The 23,840-nt window shown below is 40.6% G+C and carries 17 protein-coding genes and 1 pseudogene; 11 read left to right on the top strand and 7 right to left on the bottom strand.

Annotated elements, in window-relative coordinates:
* Nucleotides 1-7: 7 nt before the first annotated feature.
* The gene (locus IPM34_11710; protein MBK8956204.1) at nucleotides 8-154 is read left to right on the top strand and encodes a hypothetical protein; all 147 of its coding nucleotides are present in this window, start codon (nucleotides 8-10) and stop codon (nucleotides 152-154) included.
* A 1,241-nt stretch (nucleotides 155-1,395) separates the two neighbouring features.
* Here IPM34_11710 and IPM34_11715 read toward each other — a convergent pair.
* The gene (locus IPM34_11715; GenBank protein ID MBK8956205.1) at nucleotides 1,396-2,592 is read right to left on the bottom strand and encodes an aminotransferase class V-fold PLP-dependent enzyme; all 1,197 of its coding nucleotides are present in this window, start codon (nucleotides 2,590-2,592) and stop codon (nucleotides 1,396-1,398) included.
* A 288-nt stretch (nucleotides 2,593-2,880) separates the two neighbouring features.
* Between IPM34_11715 and IPM34_11720 the strand changes: the two genes are divergently transcribed.
* On the top strand, nucleotides 2,881-4,377 hold the full coding sequence (locus tag IPM34_11720; protein MBK8956206.1) for a polysaccharide biosynthesis C-terminal domain-containing protein: 1,497 nt from the start codon (nucleotides 2,881-2,883) through the stop codon (nucleotides 4,375-4,377).
* A 297-nt stretch (nucleotides 4,378-4,674) separates the two neighbouring features.
* On the opposite strand, the gene IPM34_11725 is transcribed toward IPM34_11720, so the two are convergent.
* A complete protein-coding gene (locus IPM34_11725) occupies nucleotides 4,675-4,950 on the bottom strand; it encodes an acylphosphatase (protein MBK8956207.1) in 276 nt (91 codons plus the stop codon).
* A 41-nt stretch (nucleotides 4,951-4,991) separates the two neighbouring features.
* Between IPM34_11725 and IPM34_11730 the strand changes: the two genes are divergently transcribed.
* From IPM34_11730 to IPM34_11740, 3 genes and pseudogenes are all read left to right on the top strand, one after another.
* The gene (locus IPM34_11730) at nucleotides 4,992-6,188 is read left to right on the top strand and encodes a homogentisate 1,2-dioxygenase (GenBank protein ID MBK8956208.1); all 1,197 of its coding nucleotides are present in this window, start codon (nucleotides 4,992-4,994) and stop codon (nucleotides 6,186-6,188) included.
* A gap of 35 nt (nucleotides 6,189-6,223) precedes the next feature.
* The gene (gene hppD / locus IPM34_11735; protein ID MBK8956209.1) at nucleotides 6,224-7,348 is read left to right on the top strand and encodes a 4-hydroxyphenylpyruvate dioxygenase; all 1,125 of its coding nucleotides are present in this window, start codon (nucleotides 6,224-6,226) and stop codon (nucleotides 7,346-7,348) included.
* A 316-nt stretch (nucleotides 7,349-7,664) separates the two neighbouring features.
* Nucleotides 7,665-8,555: pseudogene (locus IPM34_11740) on the top strand (DUF3800 domain-containing protein).
* Nucleotides 8,556-8,624: 69 nt separating this feature from the next.
* Here the strand turns inward: IPM34_11740 and IPM34_11745 are convergent.
* Both IPM34_11745 and IPM34_11750 read right to left on the bottom strand, forming a co-directional pair.
* Nucleotides 8,625-9,230, bottom strand: a complete 606-nt coding sequence (locus IPM34_11745; GenBank protein ID MBK8956210.1) for an SRPBCC family protein — start codon at nucleotides 9,228-9,230, stop codon at nucleotides 8,625-8,627.
* 176 nt (nucleotides 9,231-9,406) lie between these two features.
* Nucleotides 9,407-10,690 (bottom strand): hypothetical protein, encoded by a 1,284-nt coding sequence (locus tag IPM34_11750; GenBank protein ID MBK8956211.1) that lies wholly within the window; start codon nucleotides 10,688-10,690, stop codon nucleotides 9,407-9,409.
* A gap of 215 nt (nucleotides 10,691-10,905) precedes the next feature.
* On the opposite strand from IPM34_11750, the gene ftcD reads away from it, so the two are divergent.
* The 3 genes from ftcD (at nucleotide 10,906) to IPM34_11765 (ending at nucleotide 15,359) form a co-directional block, all read left to right on the top strand.
* Nucleotides 10,906-12,600, top strand: coding sequence for a glutamate formimidoyltransferase (gene ftcD / locus IPM34_11755; GenBank protein ID MBK8956212.1), 1,695 nt, complete (start codon nucleotides 10,906-10,908; stop codon nucleotides 12,598-12,600).
* Between the two features lie 31 nt (nucleotides 12,601-12,631).
* The gene (locus IPM34_11760) at nucleotides 12,632-14,293 is read left to right on the top strand and encodes an MFS transporter (protein MBK8956213.1); all 1,662 of its coding nucleotides are present in this window, start codon (nucleotides 12,632-12,634) and stop codon (nucleotides 14,291-14,293) included.
* Between the two features lie 76 nt (nucleotides 14,294-14,369).
* Nucleotides 14,370-15,359, top strand: coding sequence for an outer membrane beta-barrel protein (locus tag IPM34_11765; protein ID MBK8956214.1), 990 nt, complete (start codon nucleotides 14,370-14,372; stop codon nucleotides 15,357-15,359).
* 384 nt (nucleotides 15,360-15,743) lie between these two features.
* Here IPM34_11765 and IPM34_11770 read toward each other — a convergent pair whose 3' ends face one another.
* From IPM34_11770 to IPM34_11780, 3 genes are read right to left on the bottom strand one after another with little or no spacing between them, the layout of a single operon-like run.
* On the bottom strand, nucleotides 15,744-18,563 hold the full coding sequence (locus IPM34_11770) for an SLBB domain-containing protein (GenBank protein ID MBK8956215.1): 2,820 nt from the start codon (nucleotides 18,561-18,563) through the stop codon (nucleotides 15,744-15,746).
* Between the two features lie 2 nt (nucleotides 18,564-18,565).
* Nucleotides 18,566-19,618 carry a dTDP-glucose 4,6-dehydratase gene (gene rfbB / locus IPM34_11775; GenBank protein ID MBK8956216.1) on the bottom strand — a complete coding sequence of 351 codons (1,053 nt, stop codon included), beginning with the start codon at nucleotides 19,616-19,618 and terminating at the stop codon, nucleotides 18,566-18,568.
* Nucleotides 19,619-19,622: 4 nt separating this feature from the next.
* Nucleotides 19,623-20,579 carry an SDR family oxidoreductase gene (locus tag IPM34_11780; GenBank protein ID MBK8956217.1) on the bottom strand — a complete coding sequence of 319 codons (957 nt, stop codon included), beginning with the start codon at nucleotides 20,577-20,579 and terminating at the stop codon, nucleotides 19,623-19,625.
* A gap of 193 nt (nucleotides 20,580-20,772) precedes the next feature.
* Here IPM34_11780 and IPM34_11785 point away from each other — a divergent pair, with 193 nt between their 5' ends.
* From IPM34_11785 to IPM34_11795, 3 genes are read left to right on the top strand one after another with little or no spacing between them, the layout of a single operon-like run.
* A complete protein-coding gene (locus tag IPM34_11785; GenBank protein ID MBK8956218.1) occupies nucleotides 20,773-21,543 on the top strand; it encodes a hypothetical protein in 771 nt (256 codons plus the stop codon).
* 3 nt (nucleotides 21,544-21,546) lie between these two features.
* Nucleotides 21,547-22,788 (top strand): 3-deoxy-D-manno-octulosonic acid transferase, encoded by a 1,242-nt coding sequence (locus IPM34_11790; GenBank protein MBK8956219.1) that lies wholly within the window; start codon nucleotides 21,547-21,549, stop codon nucleotides 22,786-22,788.
* A complete protein-coding gene (locus IPM34_11795; GenBank protein MBK8956220.1) occupies nucleotides 22,785-23,774 on the top strand; it encodes a hypothetical protein in 990 nt (329 codons plus the stop codon). The genes IPM34_11790 and IPM34_11795 overlap by 4 nt, the downstream gene beginning before the upstream one ends.
* Nucleotides 23,775-23,840 lie beyond the last annotated feature (66 nt).

The following is a 23,840-nucleotide window of genomic DNA, read 5'->3' on the forward strand; positions in this document are numbered from 1 at the left end:
TTTTTAAATGAACAGATTAATTTTGGTTTTGAACTACCTGCCGAATGCATACATTATGCCAAGCAATAATTTTGGTAGTTTTGGCAGTAAAAACAGACAGCTTAACCCTTGTCCTGCTTATTATTTAAAATTGAAAATAGACAAAATGTCATAATAGCTGGATGTAGGAAATCCAACAAGCTAAAAGGCAGCTGGCAAAAATTACCACAAAGCCCATTTTTTAAAATCCCAAAAAGTTTGTTTTTCGTTCACTGGATCATCCAAAAAGTTCCGGCCAGCAAGTGGATAATACGGGTCTGCCATTATCGATCAAGCTGATTAACCGGCTGTATGTTCTGCACGAGCTGATCCCGATTTTCGTGAATAATTGGCGCGAAAAAGAATTATGATTTGATTCCTTGATCATTTAAATCAGCAAGATGAAGCAACCCGGGAGCTCGAATTATTAGCATATCTTGCTTATTATCAATATTTTATGGAACACTTATGCAATCGTCCCGATGTACACAAGACTGGGTGTCAATTTGGAAAATTGTATCAATTTTTGAAATTTATCTCATACCCCTGAATTTTTGACCTGAGTTGAGGCCGCTGGGAACCGGCACAATTCCCTTTTATTGTTAATAGCAATTTTAAAGGTGGTCGTTCATCCTATGCCAAAACCCATTAAATCAGCTGGATACAGATCCATTGATTCCAAGAATGAATCCTCAAAATTTTCTGTATTCCGATTAATAGACAATTCCGTTATTCGGGCTCAGGGAGTCCTTGAGCCGGCAATTCGACCGCGGAAACCTGCCAACTCTTATTTGTATGTGTTTGTTCTTCTAAAACAGGCTTGACCTGTTCATCCACTTCCTTGCACCAGCAGAAATTAATCTATATAAAACGAAGTGAATCCATCACAGGCATCATATTTAAAACTTCCTGCATATCCCATTCAAAAAATTAGGTTCCAATAATCTAAATCCGCAAACAATCATCCAATTCAGACAAACACAGAATAGAAATTAAACCTGCTTTAATCAGAAGATTATATTCCAGAATAAAGTTATGCTGTCAGTAAATAAGATTGTCCGAAATTTCTTGCACGAAGCTCGATTAATCATTTATTTTGAATCACCAAATGAAAATTCATTCAGAAAAGCAGAAGGAATGCACTGCTTTTTTTTCCAATCATATCTGATGCATTTAGTACTATGAGAACAGCCAGGCCGGTCCAGATGAAACTTCCGGCCTTTTTTTTAATATTATTTTTTAAATTGAAAATCCTCTTTCACAAGATTTATAAAACAGTATTTTTTTACTTGTAGTAAATAGCATATAATTTTATCGAACGAATAACACTTGATCTTTTGTTTAAAAAATCAGGTCAATAAATTAGAATTTTTTATGCTATTTAAAATACTCAGCTAGTTTACTTGCTATGTACTCCTGTTGTTCAAGACTGAGTTCATGATGAATTGGCAAACGCAATAAGGCCGCTTCAAAATAATCAGCATTCGGCAAATGCTGTTTTCCGGCATTGGCATAAAATGGACTTCTATGTAAGGCCAAATAATGAAAACAAGATTCAATCCCAGCTTTTTTTAAAAAGTCAATCAGATCATTTCTTCGCGTGGGGTCTTCCAGGCAAATATAAAAATAGGATCCATTGATTTGGTTTCCCTCCGGACATTCGGGAAGAAAAAAATGTCCCTGTTGCTGTAAAGATCCCAATAACTGAAAATAATGATCCCATACCATTTTTCTTTTCGAAATCAAAAATTCCAGAGCCTGCAGTTGAACTGATAATACACAGGATTGAAGAGCCGACATGGTATAGGAAGAGCCATGACTGACCCATTCGTATTTTGAAAGGTTCAGCTCTTTATATGCTCTCCGGTTTGTACCTTTTTCAAATACCGAATCCGCAAGTTGTATATAAGAATTGCCTTTAAGTAAAAGGCAACCTCCTTCCCCACAGGAAATAGGTTTGGTATAATGAAATGAACATGTTGCAAAATCTCCAAAACTACCCAATGGCTTGCCGAGATAACAGGCTCCAATGGCATGTGCTGCATCTTCAATCAAGGCTATATTATGCTGATGGCAATATTGCAGAAGTGGAATCATGTCCACCGCAATTCCTCCGTAATGCATGACTACAATGGCCCTTGTTTTTTTAGTTACCAGCTTTTCGATGGTTTGCAAATCGACAACAGGTCTATTCGGTAAACAGTCTGCAAATCGCAACTGACTTGTCCGCAAATGAAATGCATTCGCAGTTGAGACATAGGTATATGAAGGCACAATGACTTCATCACCTTCCTTTAAATTCAATATCAAAGCACACATTTCGAGTGCATCCGTACAACTGTTTGTCAAATAACACTTCTCTGAAGCAAAAACCCGAAGTAGCCTATTTACCACTTCTTCATTGCATGAATGATCTGTATTTAATGAAGCACCCTTCAGGAAATTCAACAAATTGGATCCAAGATCCGGGTGGAGATATTCGACATGTAATTGGATATTTTTCACAGTGCGCCCGATGCTAAAATGACCTTCCAAATGTACATAGAAATTGAATTCAAACCCGTTTCCACTCATTTACTGATTATACAAAGTTGACATTTCCAAAATTTGCCAGGTGTATATGAAGTCTAAATACCTTGCAGATCACATAAAACATTCCCATTGTTTTAGAATAAATAAAAGAATCGGAATATGTAAAATAAAACCTCATGAGCAGGCTATCTGCAACTTATTGACACAGGTTATTATTAGATGTAAGGAAAACGCATTGTTGGATTAAAGAATTCAAATAAAAATAATGTTCTTCTCAAACAGCCGGTGTTAATAAGCTAACTTTGTTTATTCCTTCAACATGTTGGACTGATGGGACATTCTATGATGAGTTCTGGCAAAAAACAAAGTATTGAGGCCTCGGTAATTCAAATCCTTGCTGCAGGAATTGGAACTTTGAGTACTTTGTTTTTATACCCCAAGGACCTTGAACTTTATGGAATTTACGGTTACCTGACCAATACAGCTTCGCTGATCGTAATTTTTGTGACGCTGGGATTTGGCAACGTACTCCTGAAGTTTTACCCTTATTATAAAAATCAAAAAAACCATGGAGGATTTTTCGGATTCATAACGCTTGGTTATCTTACCGGTATACTCCTCTTTACTTTGGTCTTTTGCCTGAGCTATGCCTATTTTATTGAAAAATTTCATTCAGAAAATGCGATTGCTGAGTTTTATTTTTTGTTGTTGCCATTTACACTGTTGCTTGTAGTATATGAGTTTGCTTCACAGCTTTGCATCAATTTTCAAAAAATCAGCTGGACAGCCCGAACTGCCTTTGTATTAAAGTTGATCCTGCCACTGGTATTCATTCTCACCATTCAGGATCACATCAGTCGCTTTGAATTCATCTTGTTGATTTTCATATACTACCTTATTTCATTGATCTGGCTATTTTCCGGACTTTATTTAAAAGCCGGATTCTTAATAAAGTGGCAAAAGCATATATTTTTTGATCCGGGGCGAAAAGAGCTGTTCAAATTTGCCGCTTTTTCCTTGATGAGTGGCACCAGTGCCATGATGGCATTGAGAATCGATTCGTTTTTCGTAGGCTCGATGATCGGTGCAGAAGCAGCGGGTTTGTTTACGCTGGCGATGTTCATGAGCAATGTAGTTTTTATTCCGGCAACCGCCATCACAGATGTCCTCAACCCAACCCTGGCAGCATCCAGTAAAGACAACGATCATAACGCTCTTTTAAAACTTTACCAAACGGGATCATTGCACATGATGCTGGCTACATTTTTTCTCAGTGTGATACTCCTTAACTCTTTTGAAGCGCTGCATTTCATCATGCCGAATACAGGTAAAATCGCTGGAATGAAATATGCTTTAATTTTTCTGCTGCTGGCGAGGCTGTCTGATGCTGCAACTGGACCCAATCATCATATTTTAGCTTACTCGCAGTTTTACCGTTTCGAGTTGTATCTGCTCATTGGGATGGCTGTTGCAAACATCATTTTGAATTACTACCTCATACCGGATTGGGGTATTTCCGGTGCTGCATTTGCAACGTTTATCTCAGTGACCACTTATAATATTTTAAAAACTTTGATCGTATTCAGTTTGCTGAAGATGCAACCCTTCACCCTGGCAAGTCTAAAAATTCTTGCACTCAGTATTGTGGTCTTATTGGTTTTTCAAAACAGATTTGAATTTGAAAACCTTTATTTAAATCTGGCTGCTCAAATTATTTTTTCGGCAATTGCATTTGTGTCTTTGGCTTTTTTTTGGAAATGTTCTCCCCAACTGAATCAGATCATATTAGAAAAATTAAAAAAGTTCGGCATGAACCATCGTTATTAAAATTCCATTTTTCTTTTCAAGCATAATTTTGAATATATAAACTAGTTGACAATTTCGTTTAATCATGTAAAACATGGGGTCGGAATTTACCTAACAATTGTTATGATTGCTTCCGAATCCATTTTTATAGCATCTATAACCTGAGTCCATTTCAATGTATTGCTTAAAAGTTTCCCGACAAAAGGGTGTGACTATTTATAAATGAAATTATATGGCTATAGGAGTATTTGCGATTGTGTTTCGTCGAGGCAATGCTATTTGCGAGAACAATCTCATACTAATTTCATAAATAAAAATTCACCTCCTGATCTTAAAATCAACTTCATGAAAATGGGGAATATCAGAAACAAATACCTTTTCAACTCGTGCATCCGGCGAACCGGTACTGCACCAACGGATAAATGTCTCCATGTCCGGTAAGTTTCCAAATGCCTCAATGCATACATCACCATTACCGAGGTTCTGCACCCAACCTTTAATATTCAAGGACCTGGCTATGTTCTGGGTATATGCCCTGAAATATACACCCTGAACCTTTCCCGAGATCTGTATCCTCACAAACCGTTCGATCATAAAAACGTCGTATCTTTAGCCCTCAAATTTACAATTCAGCCATGCATTATCATCAACTGGGAAAAATTCCTCCAAAAAGACATACGCAGTTTCGCAAAGAGGACGGAAACCTGTATCAGGAACAGTTGTTTTCTACAGAAGGCTTTTCTGATTTATATTCCCTGCTTTATCATTGCAATCCACCCACCCAAATCTTGCAAGTTGATCATCCGGTAGATATTCGTCCGAAGACCTATCACGACAGGCAGTTGAAACACCGTTGCATGAAAGGCTTCCAAATTAAACCGGAAAACGATTACCTGAAAAGCCGGATTCCGGTTTTGATCAATGATGACTGTAAAATCATTCTTGCCGCACCTTCTTCCAGCCAGGTAGATTATTATTTTAAAAATGCAGATGCCGACGAAGTCATCTTTATTCACGAAGGCCAAGGAGTTCTCAAAACCATGTATGGCAATCTGGATTTTGCTTATGGCGATTACCTTGTAGTACCGAGAGGTACGATCTATCAGATACATTTCAATGGAACACAGAATCGATTACTCATTGTAGAATCCCACGGACCCATTACATTTCCAAAACGTTATCGCAACGATTTCGGACAATTGATGGAGCATTCTCCTTTTTGCGAACGCGACATCCGCAAACCACTTACACTGGAAACCCACGATGCGCAAGGTGATTTCCTGGTTTATATTAAAAAACAGGACATGCTTTATCCTTACCATTACCAGAATCACCCGTTCGACATTATAGGCTGGGATGGATTTGTATATCCATTTGCATTTTCAATACACGATTTTGAGCCTATAACTGGACGGGTTCATCAACCACCTCCGGTACACCAAACTTTCGATGGCAAAAATTTTGTGATCTGCAGTTTTGTGCCCCGTCTGTTTGACTACCACCCCCTGGCTATCCCGGCTCCCTATAACCACAGCAACATCGACTCAGATGAATTACTTTATTATGTCGATGGCGATTTTATGAGCAGAAAACATGTTGAGAAAGGCATGATCACCCTGCATCCCGGAGGAATTCCACATGGACCACATCCGGGAACGATCGAGAAAAGTATAGGTGCAAAAGAAACCAGAGAACTCGCTGTAATGGTCGATACATTCAGACCTTTGCTGATGACAGAAGCAGCAGCAGGGATAGAAGACCCCGATTACCATAAATCCTGGTTGAGCAACGGCCATACCGGAGGGATCCTTATGAACAATATTACATCCTGATCGATTATTTTTAATGGCAATTCAAATCACGTAACATGCAAACATTGACAGATTTAAAACCGCAGCAAGTGGCAGATGCGTTTCCCATTTTGGGCACAGATTACATAGAATTTTACGTTGGCAATGCCAAACAGGCTGCACATTTTTATCAAACCGCTTTTGGTTTTGAATGGGTGGCATACAAAGGTCCTGAAACAGGCAACCGCGAGTTTTGTTCTTACGTTTTACAGCAAAATAAAATAAGATTTGTTTTTACTTCTGCTTTGCTGCCTGAGCACGAAATAGCACAACATGTCCTAAAACACGGAGACGGTGTCAAAGCGCTTGCGCTTTGGGTAGAAGATGCAAACAAAGCATATGAAACAGCCATATCCAGAGGTGCTGAATCCGCTTTTGAACCCATAATACTGCATGATGATGGTGGTCAAATCATCATAGCTGGTATTAAGACCTATGGAGAAACAATCCATACTTTGGTCGAACGTAATAATTATAATGGTGCTTTCATGCCCGGATTTCATCCGAGAAAAAGCCTGCTTCAACCAAAATCAACCGGACTGAAATATGTTGATCATTGCGTGGGCAATGTCGAATTGGGCGACATGAACAAATGGGTGAAATTTTACCAGGATGTAATGGGTTTTAAATTGCTCATTACGTTTGACGATAAGGACATTTCGACCGAATACACCGCATTGATGAGCAAAGTTGTTTCAAACGGAACCGGATACGTAAAATTTCCGATCAACGAACCAGCCAAAGGGCGAAAAAAATCACAAATTGAAGAATATGTGGAGTTTTACAGGGGAGCAGGAGTCCAGCATATAGCGATCGAAACCGATAACATCCTGACGACTGTCGATCAACTCCGAAAAAACGGCGTTGACTTTTTATACGTACCCGACAATTATTACGAATCGCTAACTGAACGGGTGGGCCAAATTGACGAAGACTTAGATGAGGTTAAACGCCTGAACATCCTGGTTGATCGCGATGATGATGGCTACCTCTTGCAAATTTTTACAAAACCTGTTCAGGATCGCCCAACTGTCTTTTTTGAAATCATTCAAAGACGTGGTGCCCGTTCCTTTGGAAAAGGAAATTTCAAAGCCCTGTTTGAGGCTATAGAGCGCGAACAGGAACTCCGAGGCAACTTATAAGATCAAAAATACATGAGCTAATTCATTAACCATATCAAATTGAACTTTTTGCGGCGTGGCGAAGGTGGCGATTTTCACCACTGATGTTCATACGAAACGCAACTTATTGTTGAATCTTAAAACTGTCATCCGAAGCACCGCAACCGATATTACGCCAAACCTGTTGTTCCCATCAGTTTTTCTATTTTTATCTGACTCTTTGTTTTTTACAAAAATATGTCATAGTTTTGTACCTGCGTCTGGGAAGAGTCGCCAAGCGTCTCTACTACGGGAATAATTCCCTGATACCAGTCGCTTTTTTTATGCCCTTTAGTCAATGGTATATTTTTGTTACTTAGACGAATCAGGGACACCAGAGGTGCCAGGCAATACCAGTCACTATGTTTTGGCAGGTCTTTCAATACCCATTTCTTATTGGAAAAAATGTGAGATAGGAATATCGAAGATCAAGGGTAAATATGGCTTGCAAGATTCAGAAGTCCATACAGGATGGATAGTCCGCAAATACCTGGAGCAAAGTAGAATAGTTGGATTTGAGGCAATGGATTATGCTCAAAGACGTCACGAAGTTTTAAAATTGCGGAAAGCAGAACTTTTGAAACTCCAAAAGAGTCAGAATAAAAGTCACTAAAAACAGACAAGGAAAAACTATCGTCAAACAGAGGTATACATACATTTGACTCATAACGAGAGAATCGCATTTATTCAAGAATTAGCTGATTTAGTAGGCAGCTGGTCTTTTTCAAGATTGTTTGCTGAGTGTATAAATAAGATTCATTTTGACCCAGCAAGAGCACAACAGACAGTGGATGAGCAGTCATTGGAACAACTTGTTTCTCGTTTTGAGCAGTATATGAAAATTGTGAGTAAAAGCACACAAAACTCAAAACTTTTTGGAACATTAATACACGATAACAACGACACTGTTTCTCGAAAACATACTGAATTAATGAAGAAGTTCCATCGTCACGGAACTTTATGGACAACCATAGAGCATATTATTGAAACTCCATTTTTTGTAAATTCTGAGCTTACAAGTCTTGTCCAGATTGCAGATTTATGTTGCTATGCACTTAGAAGATATTTCGAGAATGATGAAACAGATTTATTACATCGTATTCAAAGTCGGTTTGATAGAAAAAACGGAAAGATTGTCGGCATTCGTCATTTTACTGATGCTACTTGTCAGTGCATGTTCTGTGTTTAAAATTGGTTGTAACTATAACTAACAAGCATTAGTTGTATGGCAAGTTTACTTGTTATAGAATTTTAACCTCTATTGTACATCGGGCACAGCCAATTGCATACTGTCCTGTTCCATTATCTTTTTCATTTCAAGATAGAGACTTGAACACACCGAATCCATTCTGTACAATCCTCTTTCAAAATCGGGGCCTATTTGTTTATCCATATCCATAAACATCATTATGGGCCTGAAGAAAAAAGGGATGTCGCCCTGGTCATTCCATTTAACCTTTGTTTTGTCTTCGGATTCATACGTCAAATGAAAACTTCCCCTCGATTGCATTTCAAAAGGCACTTTATAAGTCAGCAAATAATTCAGGGAATGTGGCGCATTGACCGCTTCAATTTTTAAAGATCCGGTCCCACTTTTGTTTTCATCTCCTTCCCAATTCATGACAGATCCGGGATCCCCGTCAGGACCTTCATAACTATTTTTAACGGTGGGATCTTTTTCGATCCAGGGGGACCAGTTCTCCCAATTTCTGAAAACAGAGATCTGGTTAAAGACCAGCTTCTGTGGGGCTTTTATCCAGGTTTCTCTTTCAACAGTGTAACTTGATTTTCCTAAAAAAGCCGCAATGATATAAATCACAGCAATTGCAAAAGCTACTTTGATCAGATTGAAAATAAATTTCATTTGTTAAATATTTATGAGATTTAAATTAAGGCTGGTCATTTATCCGTTACTGAAATTTCCTATTTATCTAACCATCAGAGATATTAAATCTATGTGAATTATATCAGATGCAAATAGTGCCCCGCCTAATCTGCAGACAAGATAAACAATATTTTACAACACTTAACCAACCTTGTTCAATTTTCATTCCGGTCAAAACGGATCCGAACCAGAGATAACTTTCCGTTATCTTCACTCGGTATGATGATGGTTTGGGCATCGAGTTCCAGAGCATCCCTGAACCGGAGATTTAAATTTTTATAACTCGTATTTAAAACACTTTTCCGGATGTGATCGCCATTTGGTTTTAACAGGTACTCCGAAACCGTTCCATCGGAATTTACTGCATCGTTAAAAATAATACGTAGAAATGCAGAAGTACTAAAAATAAAAAATGAACTGAATATCCCGTCATCATCCTGTGAATACTGCCTTTTCGGCAATACGCGTTCCCAATTGAGTTCACCCAAAGGCGAAAAATGAACCACCAGTACATCGTCAAAATAATAATCAAACCAGCGAGAAGCAAAATTTGTCGAAGGATCTATAGAAGAAAAATAAGGCCTCCTGCTGATCTCTTTGGTATTTTCAAAAAACAACAAACAGCCCCCATTTCGGGTAAGTACCAGGTCCTGCAATTTGAGCTCACCATCTCGCCATTCTCCTTTGTGATTCACTTGTCCTTTCCATTCTTTCATCAGCTCCTGGGAAAATGGAATTTTTCTCAGATCAGTATTATTATTTTCAGAATGAAAGTTGACTTGTGCAAAATAATAACCTTCGGGATATTTACCATTCTTTTCAGAATAAAGACCAGCCATGACCAGTTTATCGTTGATGGGATCGTGTTTGATCCGGGTCTGAAACAGTTTTAATTCGTTAGGATTTAAGTAATGCTTCACCGATAACCGTCCTTCCGTATCAATCGACTGTACATATTCCGTTTTTTTATTCTTCTTCTGGTCAGAATTTTCGTTTTTAATGTGCAAATAAACGATCCCGGATTCTGAAATTAATATTTTTTTAATTCGAAGATCTTCTTCGTCTTCTCCTATTTCCTGAATTGATTTTTTATAATAAATGGAATCTTTTTGGCGGTTGTAAAATAAAATAGATTTTTCATTCCTGGCATTTTCATATCGGATGCAAATCCATGTATTGTGTTCGGAAGAAGTTGCAGAAACAAATCTCGTCAAAGGCATTTGAGATTGATCTAACAGTATCCGTTCGCCTAATAAAACACCCCCTGTCGTATAATGTGCCAGCATCAAATGCTGCGTTTCTTCAGTTTTTGTAGAATATAAAATACTCAGATTTTCCTCGTTTTGGTACATGTCCACTACCCTCCATTTCTTACCGTTTAATTCTATCGATTTTTCCGAACTCCAGTTAAATTCCCTATCCAGGGTTTGGATACTCAACCGAAATGATTTATCCCGTACCAAGGAAATATGACCACTTGGATGATTAAAAAAATAATAAGCGAAATCGTTTTTAATATTGATTTCAGGACTAATCGAGACGGACTGAGCAGCGAAATGCCGGACCCATAACAGGAGTATAATTAAGCTGCAACGTCGAATGCATGACATATCAAAATATCCCTTTATTTTGCACATAATTACAAATAAAACGGATGAAAGCCCAAAAAATAATCGAATGTGTACCCAATTTCAGCGAGGGCAGGGATCCACTTGTCATTCAGGCCATAAGCGAATGCATTTCCAGAGTTTCGGGGGTAAAATTGCTTCATGTCGACATGGGACAATCAACCAATCGAACCGTGATCACTTTTGCCGGAAGCCCTGAAGCCGTTATCGATGCTGCTTTCGAGGCCATTCGGATGGCCGCTGAAAAAATTGACATGCGATTGCATAAGGGTGAACATCCAAGAATGGGCGCTACAGATGTTTGCCCATTGATACCGGTTCATGGGCTGGATCTCGAAGAAACGGTGTTGTATGCTAAAAAACTGGGAGAACGTGTTGGCAAGGAATTGGGGATACCGGTTTACCTCTACGAAGCGGCAGCCAGTGCCGGGCACCGCAAGAATCTGGCAAACATCCGGAGCGGTGAATATGAAGGATTAGAAGAAAAAATGAAACAAGATGAATGGCGCCCGGATTACGGAACTTCAGAGTTTAACCCTAAAGAAGGTGCCACAGTGATCGGTGCTCGGGATTTCTTGATTGCTTATAACGTAAATCTCAATACCACTTCCGTCAAACTCGCCAATGAAGTTGCATTTGACGTGCGCGAAAATGGAAGACCCCTCAAAGATGACGCAACCGGACAGTTAAAAAGAGATGCCGCAGGGGAAATCATGCGGTCGAATGGTATGTGTCCATCTGTTAAAGCCATAGGTTGGTATATTCAGGAGTACGGATCTGCTCAGGTATCCATGAATTTGACCAACATGGCGCAAACTGCACTCCACGAGGCTTTTGAAGCTTGCAGAACATCCGCCGAACGACATGGATTACTGGTCACGGGATCAGAGTTGGTTGGCTTGGTCCCCAAGAAAGCTCTGATCGATGCAGGAAAATTTTATTTATCCAGACAAAAAAGATCATCTGGCTTGGGTGAACAAGAAATCATCGCTATGGCAGTGCGATCCCTCGGCCTGAACAGTGTCTCGGAATTTCGCCCCGAAGAACGAATCATAGAATATATGCTTGAAGAACAAAAAAATCCGCTGGCTGAACTCAACCTCCAAAAATTTGCATTGGAAACCGCATCTGAAAATCCGGCTCCGGGTGGAGGATCTGTGGCCGCCTATGCCGGAACTCTGGGAGCTGCACTGGCTGCCATGGTGGCGAATCTCACAGCTCACAAAAAAGCTTATGAATCACAATTGGAATTTTTCTCCGGTGTAGCTGAAAAAGCACATTCGAAGTTGAAAGAATTGCTTTTTCTGGTCGATGAAGATACCCGCGCTTTCAATGGAATCATCGAAGCCTTCCGTTTGCCGAAAACCGGAATAGAAGAAAAGAAAGCAAGAAAAAAAGCCATACGAATGGCCAATAAACATGCCATTGAAGTGCCTTACAAGACCATGAAAGTAGCCTATTCTTGTCTGGAACTCATCCGAAGTATGGCAGAAAAGGGAAATCCAAATTCCATCAGCGATGCAGGTGTTGGAGCTCTCTGTATCCAGGCTGCAGTGCAGGGTGCAGGATTAAACGTACAAATCAATGCCATGGCTCTCGACGACGAAGAAAAAAAACAGGAATATTTGCACAAAGCAAATTCGCTGGAAGAAAAAACTTTAAAGGAAGTTTCCTCCATACTCGTATTTATAAAAAATAAAATCAGCTCACCCGGAACCTGATATTTTATCCAACTGTCATAACATAATTTACATGCAACAAAACAAAATTCCAACCAATTACGGCGCATTGTCTACGCTGATCACCGTATTTTTTTTCTGGGGTTTTATCGCATCCGGCAATGGAGTGTTCATTCCATTCTGCAAGGATTATTTTCAACTCGACCAATTTCAAAGCCAGTTGGTTGATTTCGCCTTCTATGGCGCTTATTATCTGGGTGCTTTATTTTTGTTTGTTTACAGCAATTGGAAACAAAACGATTTGGTTTCAGGTTGGGGTTACAAAAAAAGTATTATCTATGGTTTGTTGTTTTCTTTGCTGGGCTCCATAGCCATGATTGCCAGTGTTGAATTTGGATCGAGAGAAAATGGCTTTACTTTTTTTCTGGTTTCATTTTTTATCCTTGCGTTAGGATTTTCTTTGCAACAAACGGCTGCAAATCCCTTTGCCATTTCTCTGGGCGATCCTTCAACAGGTTCACACCGGGTCAACCTGGGCGGTGGAATCAATTCGTTTGGAACAGCTATTGGCCCGATCATCGTAGCACTGGCCCTTTTTGGAGCAACACATTACGACGATCAGGCATTGCAAAGTTTAAGTCTCAACAGAGTCGTTGGGCTCTATATCGGAGTAGGCTTGCTGTTTTTGATCGCCGCTTTGTTGTTTGCATTTTCCAAAAAAGTTCCGGATGCCAGCGTGCAAAGTAATTTTGAAAGCGCCCCTAAAGCTGTATGGCTATTACTGGCCATGACCATCGGTTTCATCGCCTGTTTCATGCAGGTGTTCAACAGTTACAGAACAGAATGGAGTGAAGCTGATTTGCAGGGGGTCGAATGGAACCGGATGCTCTGGTTGATTGCCGTTCTGGTTATATTGTTTGCAGGTTTATGGGCTTCATTCAGTTGGTCTCAAAAAAATCAAACCGGCTGGGGCGCCTTGAAATATCCTCAGCTATCATTAGGGATGCTTGCCATATTTATGTACGTGGGTGTAGAAGTTACGATTCAAAGCAACATGGGCGAACTTTTAAAAAGTCCTGAATTCGGACAAATCCAAACATCTGCCATTGCCCCTTTCATTTCGATGTTTTGGGGAAGTTTAATGATTGGAAGATGGACAGGTGCACTTCCTGTTTTCAAACTCAGCGTCCAGACCAAAAAAATAATGATGATCGTCGTTCCATTGATCGCATTCGGTGTCGTTCAATTGGTGAATCGAATTGCCGGTAAAGACATGAGCCCTTTGAATGCTTATATCATTTGTGTGGCGGGGCTGATCCTGGCCTTCTTTCTGGCTGGTGATAAACCGGCTAAAACTTTGATACTGTTCAGCAGTCTGGCAATGGTTTGTATGCTCACCGGATTATTTACCAGCGGCATCGTTTCAATTTATGCTTTTCTCAGTGGGGGCTTATTTTGTTCCGTCATGTGGCCCTGCATTTTTTCGCTTTCCATTGCAGGGCTGGGTAAATACGAAGGCCAGGGTGCAGCCCTGCTGATTATGATGATCTTAGGTGGAGCGATCATCCCGCCTCTCCAGGGCAAACTTGCTGACTTGAGCAGCATTGGGATTCACCGTTCATACGGACTAACAGTTGTATGTTTTGCCTACCTGGCATTTTTTGGATATGCGGTCAGAAAACTGTTGTTAAAACAAGGCATTGATTACGACGGACAAATCGATCAGGGACATTGATGCATCATTTTTTCAACCAAAAGGAATACTTAAAATTCAGGAATTGGCTTAATTTTAACCCTACAATACAATTTTTATGAAAAAATTCATTATTTTAATTTTGGTTTTACAGGCATTAACCCCAAATGCGCAGGAAATTCAAGCCATTGAAAGCCAAACATTTGACCAGGTTTTACAGCTTTCAGAAGATTTCAGAAAGCTAAAAGAGAATTACAAAAAAGGTGAAATCGATAAGGAGACCTATAAGTATAACGGAAGAGAAATTCTCAGTCAATTGAGTGCAGTATCTTATGAGGGTTATGAAAAACTAAGTTATGAGCCAGTCCAAACGACATCCACAGTAAATCATGAAGATATATCGACGAATGGAATGCCGGCTGACACCACCCCACAGGACTTTGATATGCCGGATATGGGTTCAGGGAGAAGTCCGATGGGATTGTTGTCGGGTAACAAAAAAAGAACTTCGTTTAAATTGCGATACGGAATGTATTGGAACAGTTTAAAGCAAGGGAAAAAGAATTCAGCTATTACTTATCCCGATTTTAATACAGGGAGTTCCTACAGTTGGTTTGGAGAATTTGATATCCTGCTTAATACAAGACTGGGCGCGGCAAAAAGTCCTTGGAGTCTTTATTATGGAATCGGCTGGGACAACCGGGGTTTTGTTCAAAAGAAAAATGTTCAAAAATTAAGTCTGGTTCAGGGTGACGTAACTTTTTCAAGCCCCACAGAAAAAGTTGATCGCTCAAGACTGGATTTGGGTTTTTTCCGAATCCCTTTAGGACTTCAATTCAAATCCAAAAAATTTGCTGTAAATCTCGGTGGATATCTAGGTCTCAGCACTTCGCATACCCAAACTTTGGAATACAAAACTCCTGATGACGAAGAAGCTGAACTCATTCTGGATAAAGATTACAACTTTACAAAAACCAATTACGGACTGAGTGCTTCCATCGGCTATAAAAGAATTCATATTGGAGTCAATTACGATCTGAATACTTTATTTAAAGATTCAGATGATTACGAATTTAATGCCTGGAGGATTGGCTTGTTGATTTTTTAAGGGACATTGAGGCTTTTCGACTTTTCGACTTTTCGACTTTTCGACTTTTCGACTTTTCGACTTTTCGACTTTTCGACTTTTCGACTTTTCGACTTTTCGACTTTTCGACTTTTCGACTTTTCGACTTTTCGACTTTTCGACTTTTCGACTTTTAAGAAAAACAGGTACTAAAACTAAAAGTTCCTATAAATTAAACTTTTTTTGAAATTTCAGCTGAACATTCATCTTTAAGCTTTATGCTTTGAGCTTTATGCTTTGAGCTTTATGCTTTGAGCTTTATGCTTTGAGCTTTATGCTTTGAGCTTTATGCTTTGAGCTTTATGCTTTGAGCTTTAAGCTTTATGCTTTGAGCTTTAAGCTTTAAGCTTTACAATCCCTTCCCTGCTAATCAATCCGATCTATCAATAAGATCAACGATAAGATCGCTGTAGCTTGAGCTATTGAATCAGCAACAACTTTAGCCCAATCTACATCCTTCTTTTCGCTTTTGATTTTGGCTTGCTTCTGCTCCTTGTAGCCAACATTGACCACAGAGCCTTTGGTAACTTTTGGATATACCTTGAAAAATAAAAAATTTCGGGTGCGATCGATCCGGCCATTGGCATGCTCCACTGTAACCTTTTGAGCATCTCCTGTTTTGGAAATTCCTGCTGCATAATGATCGATGTAATATTTGGCCGATTTGCCTTCCTGAAATGCCACTGAAATGGCGTTGTTGTTGGAGAATAATTTATCGGGATACAGGTCCTGGGCATTGGTAGCACCTGCAATTCTCACCAGATCTTTCTGTTTGGGAATAAAAATATAATCGCCTTCCTTGAGTATGATATTGGCGTGAGATTTTACTTTCTCCAAGGCAAGATTGAGGTCAATGACGACATATCCAATGCTGTCGTTGCTTCTGAATAATGTTGCCCCTGCAGGAAAAGCTTCCGGACTCAAACCTCCCGCACGCGTGACCAAATCAGACAAACGTTCGTTAGGATTGATTAATGCATAGGGCCCCGGATATTTGACTTCACCTTCAAGTTGAACTATTTGCTGAAACCTGAATTCAGGCTGGCTTCTCACCACAATGATGTCAAAGGGTTCCAATTCGTAATTCGAAGAATTCGGTCCGCTTTGTAAAGGAATACCTGTGCTGATCGTTTTAACAACGGTTTTGGCGGATTCTCCGTTTTTAACCTGCATGCGAAAAACATCAATCCTGTTTGATGCAGCAAAAAAAGTATAACCACTGGCCAGGCTGACGAGATCAGTCAGGGTCATCCCCTTCCCATAAGCATACCTTCCGGGATTTCTAACCGCTCCTGAAATTTCGACATACAAGGCATCATCAAAATGACTTTGAGAAAGGATCACCAGGCTGTCGAAATTTTTGAGATAGATATTCAATCCTGAATTTTCAGTAGACATGATTTCATCCAGCTGTACCCGGATCACTTCGAGGTCTTTATTGTTGTTTGGATTTTTGCGGTACAACAGGGCACTGTTGTAGGCATCCGATTTTAATCCCCCCGATAATAAGATCAGATCTTTAACCCGGGTATCTTCCTTCGGATTGAAATTGAATTTTCCTTCCTGTCTGACGGCTCCATGCACACTGACATAGGCCTGGTCGACAAAATTGCTGTTTTTATATATCCTCAATTCGTCCTGCGCCTTGAGCATCAAATTTTCTTTGACATCACCGCCTAAAACTGCATTCAGGTTGACTCTCATCATAGAGAATGTTCCATTGGTATTTTTCCTTTTTAGAAAAGCTATGTCGAGATTGGATTCGCTGGTGAAATCAATTTTGGAAATCAAATCTGAAATTTTCATTCCCTCGACAAACTGATACCCCGCTTCTGCCCGCACTTCTCCGCTCACGAACAAAAGTTCTTCTGCCTTTGTCTGAATGGCATAAACCTGAATCTTGTCGCCTTTTTTCAAAGCAAAATCCGCTTTTTTATTTCGCAAATCATCAAAAGGAACATCGATGATGACTCGTTTATCGTTTTGGATCCGTTCAATCTGAATGGTCTTGGTAATAGCATCTTCAGACAAGCCTCCGGCAAAATGTAAAAGTTGATTCAGATTTTCATTTTCAAGCAATTCGTAACGGTATGGTCTGCTGACTGCCCCTGTTATTTGAACAACCTTATCTGCAACCGGTACCTGAAGGACGTCGTTGTGATCCAGATAAAAGTCCTTTTCTACCTGTGGCGACTCCATGAATTTGTATACATCCAAAATGCTCGTTTTCCCCTGTCGTATAACTTTGATTCTTCTGACGCTTCCAATTTCGGTTGGCCCTCCCGCTGCAGCCAGAACATTGAAAGCTGTATTCACTGCAGGAAGCGAAATCCCTCCAACTTGTCTGACTTCACCAAAAACATTAATATTGATGGTCCGGGATGAATTCAGGCTAAGATCAAACTGATGGTCCTGAAATCGATAATACCGCTTGTATAAATCTCTCACAAGTTTTCTTGCCCTATCCAGCGAAAGTCCTTTCAGAAATATTCTGGGCATCCTGGATGGCAGGATGTATCCATCCGGTTGAATTTCAAAAACATCGTTGTATTGGCTTAATCCCCAGATGCTGATGGTAAGTTCATCGCCCGGCCCTAAAACATAATTCCCCGGAGGGTTTTGGTCTTCGCCAAAACGATATACTTTAAACCTGTTCTCTTTAAAAATATGATGCCCCCAGATTTCCAGTTCATTCGTCCCGGATTGCAATGGTGTTTCTGAGCTGTCTTTTTTTTGAATTCCTGAATTGTCATCGATACCTGGCTCTTTGTTTCCAATCGGTTTCCCGGCTTGATTTGATTTCTTATCTACTGCCGACGGGATATTTTTTCTGGATGATTTTTCCAACTTTTCCTGCTCCAGTTCTTTTATTGCGGATTCAATCTCCGATTGGATGGACAAGGCTTGTTCCGCAGTGAGTTGATCCAGACTATTCAGATCAATTCCTTTTTCCAACAGTTTTATCCTCAATTCCTCCTCGCTGATTCCTCTGGATTCCAACTCCTGTCTGGCTTTTGATTCAGAGTAAGGAATACTCTGTGCACACAAATTCCATAATCCAGTATTCAGGACTACCAAAGAAACCACGAGAATAAAGCAATACAATGTTTTCATGGGCAATGCATGATTTAAATCGCAGGTATAAATTTCATCATGTTTTCTGAATGCATATGCATCCGGACACATTATTATTTTGAATAATGTTTTTTGTAATAATCCATATAGGATCCCGAAGTTACATTTTTCAACCAATCCTGGTGTGAAAGATACCAATCGATGGTGGCTACCAGGCCTTCTTCCAGCCCGATGGAAGGTTTCCAGCCCAATTCATTTTCAATCTTACCAGAATCTATGGCATATCTCAAATCGTGGCCAGGCCGGTCTTTTACATAACGGATCAATTGCCTGGAACTGCCAGGAGTTCGATTTAGTTTTTGATCCATAAGGTCGCAAAGCATACCTACCAGTTCAATATTGGTCTTTTCACATCGCCCGCCAATGTTGTATGTCTGGCCGGGTTTTGCCTGATGAAACAAAAGGTCAATTGCCGAAACGTGATCTTTCACCCACAACCAGTCGCGTACATTCAATCCCTGTCCGTACACCGGCAATTCTCTCTGATGCAATATGTTGTTGATAATGAGGGGGATCAGCTTTTCCGGAAACTGATTCGGCCCGTAATTATTAGAGCAATTGGACACGATCACAGGTAGTCCATAGGTGTGGAAAAACGCTCGTACCATATGGTCTGAACCCGCTTTGGACGCCGAGTAAGGCGAGCGGGGGTCATAGGCTGTATGTTCTGTAAACGCTCCTTCAGGTCCCAGCGACCCATACACTTCATCGGTGCTGATGTGGTAAAACCGGTGTGCAGAATAATCGGATTTCCAGGCTTCCCTGGCGGCCAATAACAAATTCATCGTACCCAGGATGTTGGTTTTCATGAATGCCGTTGGGTCGGAAATCGAACGATCGACATGAGATTCTGCAGCAAGATGGATCACATCGGTGATCCCGAAATTGTTAAAAACTTCTGCGACTTTAATAAAATCTGTTATATCAGCCCGGATGAAATGATAATTGCCGAAGTGCTCTATGTCTGACAAATTTTCGAGATTGCCAGCATAAGTGAGCAGATCCAAATTGTAGATTTTGTAGTCCGGATACTGCTGCACCAGTCTTCTCACCAAATGCGAACCAATAAATCCTGCACCACCCGTAACCAAAAGCCTTTTATCCATTTTTTTAGGTAGTTTTTTCAGACAACACTTCCTTAAAATAAGCATACGTCCTGGCAAGTCCCGGTTTCCTGTCGACCAATGGCTCCCACCCGAGAATTCTTTGAGCAAGACTGATATCCGGCCTTCTTTGTTTCGGATCGTCTTCGGGCAATGGATGGTAGCTTATTTTGGAAGGGCTGCCCGGGACCAATTTTAAAATTTCCTCTGCAAAGTCGCGTATGCAAATTTCCTGTGGGTTGCCGAGATTGACCGGGTTCACATAATCGCTGAACAGCAGCCTGTATATACCTTCTACCAGATCGTCCACATAACAGAACGAACGCGTTTGAGAACCATCTCCAAAAATGCTGAGGTCTTCACCTAATATAGCCTGTTTAAAAAATGCAGGAAGCACCCGTCCATCATCCACCCGCATCCGGGGTCCGTAGGTATTAAAAATTCTGACAATTCTGGTTTCGAGACCATGATACCGATGATATGCCATCGTAATGGCTTCCTGGAAGCGTTTCGCCTCATCGTAAACCCCACGCGGCCCGATCGGATTGACATGCCCCCAATAATCTTCAGTCTGAGGATGAACCAATGGATCTCCGTAAACCTCAGATGTCGAGGCGATCAATATTCTTGCTTTCTTCTCCCTGGCCAATCCCAGTAAATTATGAGTCCCCAAAGAACCCACTTTCAGGGTTTGAATAGGCATTTTTAAATAATCGATGGGCGAAGCCGGTGATGCGAAATGAAGTATGTAATCGAGCTTACCTGGCACATGTACGAACTTGCTTATGTCGTGATGGTAAAACTCGAATTCCTTTAATTTAAAAAGATGACTGATGTTACTCAGCGATCCCGTAAGCAGATTATCCATTCCAATAACCTGAAATCCTTCGCGAATAAAACGATCGCACAGATGAGATCCGATAAAACCGGCCGCACCGGTAATTAATATTTTAGCAGGGTTCATTTGATTGCAAATGTACATAAGAAGCCGGAAGCAGTATTGGATACACAAATCAGGAAAGAAGTATTTCAATTACATTATGATAAAATAAATATGTAATTAGTTATAATATAATTAATTAATATATAAATGGACAGTTTCACCTCATCCCCTGCATAATTCCATTCATCTGACTTATTTTTGAACTTTGAATATTATGGAACTGATTAAAATCCTCACCGGTAATATCTGCCTTGCCAGGCTGTTCCCAATAATTTTTTCGATATGCAATGCATCAGCACAGAAAACTGCGGTGCTCTTTCCCGAATTCCATTACGTCATGGGCATTCCAGGCGCTGACTTGTCAAACAGATATGGGCCCCACCTGGGTATCGGAGCCGGTCTGAATTATCAGCCCAAATCCGAACTTCTAAATTTTGCGATCCGGTACAGCCTCATCTTTGGTTCTGATGTACGGGAAGATGTCCTTAAACCTTTTCGCACAGATTTTGAAGGCCTGCTCATTGGTTTTGATGAATTACTCAGCGAAATGAAACTCCGGGAAAGGGCATGGCTCATTCAGGCAGCCACCGGTGGACTAATTCCTCTGTCGGAAAAAACAACAAAGCGCCTCAGTTTGAAATGGCAACTTGGATTCGGTTTTTTTGAACACAAAATCCGCTTTGTCGACGATGCCAGTTCTTTGCCTCAGTTCAATTCCAGCCTCGTCAAAGGTCTCGACCGGCTGAGCAATGGATTTGCATTGATTCCTTCGCTGGGTTATGAATCTCTTTCCAACCGTGGAAAATTTTCATACTACGCCGGTATTGAAAGTATTTTTGGATTTACAAAAAATCAAAGATCTTACCACTATGATCTGGGCATATCAGAGCTCGGAAAATCGAGACTGGACCTGATGATTCAGATGAAACTGGCCATTTACCTCCCCTTTTATCCGCAAAGTTCCTCGGAATTGATCGAATACTAACATATGTTAGTCCTGTATGGCATTTTGATGGAAATTTATTTCGGAGGCATTCGCTTGATGTCCCCATTCTTGAACTCTGCGAAAGCATTTACTGCCGGACGAAAAAACTGGAAGACAAAAATGCAGGTGTTCAACAACCAATATCCTTCTACCGGAAGAAAGCGCTTGTGGCTTCATGCATCGTCGCTGGGCGAGTTTGAACAGGGAAGAGAACTTCTGGAAAAAATCAGAGCTGAATTTCCGGATTGGTTGATCGTGCTGAGCTTTTTTTCCCCTTCGGGTTTTGAAAAACGAAAAGACTATCCACATGCTGATCTGGTCTGTTATTTTCCATCAGATCGTTATTCGGATGTACAATCATTCTTGGATCTTCTTCATCCGGATTTAGTCGTGTTTGTTAAATACGATTTCTGGTTTATACTGCTCTCCCAACTTCATCGAAGAAAGATTCCGTTCTTTTTTATCTCTGCCATCTTCAGAAAAAATCACTTTTTGCTACACCGGTATTTAAAATCCTTTCTGAAACGGGTTATGAATGCCAAACATATTTTCCTATTGGATAAGCCAAGTGAAACTTACCTCAAAGCAAAAACATACACAAATATTTCGGTGGCGGGAGATACCCGTATGGATCGGGTTTATAAAATTGCCGGGGCGTCCTATTCCGACGGCCGGTTGAATTCATTTTGTGCCGATGCTCCCGTACTCATCTGTGGCAGTGTATGGTCCTCAGATTTCAAAATTCTGACTCCGGGTCTAAAAAACCTGATCGAACGGGGGTGGAAACTGATCCTGGTCCCACATAAAATCGACAAAAGCAATTTGGATGCTTGCAGCAAAGCTTTTCATGGGCAGTTTCAATTTTATTCCCGATACGTCGATTCCCTGGAATCAAAAGTACTTATAGTCGATGAAATAGGCCATCTGGCATACATCTACAGGTATGCATCCCTGGCTTATGTCGGAGGAGGCTTTGGTAAAGGCATTCACAACATCCTGGAAGCCGCTGTCTATGGAATTCCCGTTTGTTTTGGACCACGTTACCAAAAATTCCCGGAAGCTGCAGAGTTGATCAACCGGGGCCTGGCTTACCCCATTGAATACAAACACGAACTGGTGGGTTTTGCCATACGAACCCAGAGAAGCTCGATGGTATATAAAGAAAAAATACTGGCGTACTTTGCAGAAAATTTAGGTGCCAGTGACCGGATCTTTGAAGTTTTAAAAACATATTTAAAGCCTTGAACCCAACATTTAATAAAGATCTAGAAGTTTTAAGCAGGGATTTATCTTCCATTCACATTGCTGTACTCGGCGATATCATGATCGACAGATACATCACAGGTTCGGCTTTCCGCATTTCTCCTGAAGCGCCTGTGCCTGTGGTGTTGCAAAAACAGCTGTTTGACAAACCCGGAGGAGCATCCAATGTAGCAGCCAACCTCAAATCCATGGGATGCAAAGTGAGTCTCATCGGACTTACCGGTCAAGACGAAAATGCATTCCTGATTAAAAAACTTTTAGAGCATTCGGGCTGTGATTCTACAATTCTTATCGAAGATCCTTCGCGCCCGACTACGGTTAAAACCCGGGTGATGGCCGATGGGCACCAGATTACCCGGATCGATGTCGAAAGTGAGGAACCCTTATCTTCCATATACCAAAATGAGGCCCTTCGGTGTTTGGAATCCTTATTTGCTCAAAACAAACCCGAAGTCCTGATTTTACAGGATTACAACAAGGGCTTTTTACATTCCGGATGGATTTCTAAAATTCTGGATCTGGCAAGGATTTTCGATGTCAGGATAGCCGTTGATCCCAAAAAGAAGAATTTCTTTGAATACAACTGTGTTGACCTGTTTAAACCGAATCTGAAAGAGGCTTTACAGCAATATCCCGGAAATTTTAAAGGATTAGACCAACTGCCCGAACTTTCAGAATATCTTATGGACCGGCTCCAATGCAAAACCTTAATGATCACGCTGGCATCGGAGGGGATCTGGGTGCAGACCGGAGAAACTGGCAAAATTTATCCAACCAAAGCCCGAAAAATTACGGATGTCAGTGGTGCCGGAGATACCGTGATCAGTCTGGCAGCGATTTGCAAAGCTTGTACGTTATCTGATGAGTTTATGGCCATAAGTTGCAATGAAGCGGGCGGACAGGTTTGCGAGAAGATTGGGGTAGCTCTGGTGGATAAAGCCTTGCTACTGCAGCATTTGAAGAGTTAATTTGTTAAAATGGCCGCTGAACCATGTTCAAGTACTATATTTGTGGGCTTTTTTAAAAGAAATATT

Source organism: Saprospiraceae bacterium, assembly GCA_016716185.1.
Classification (GTDB): domain Bacteria; phylum Bacteroidota; class Bacteroidia; order Chitinophagales; family Saprospiraceae; genus Vicinibacter.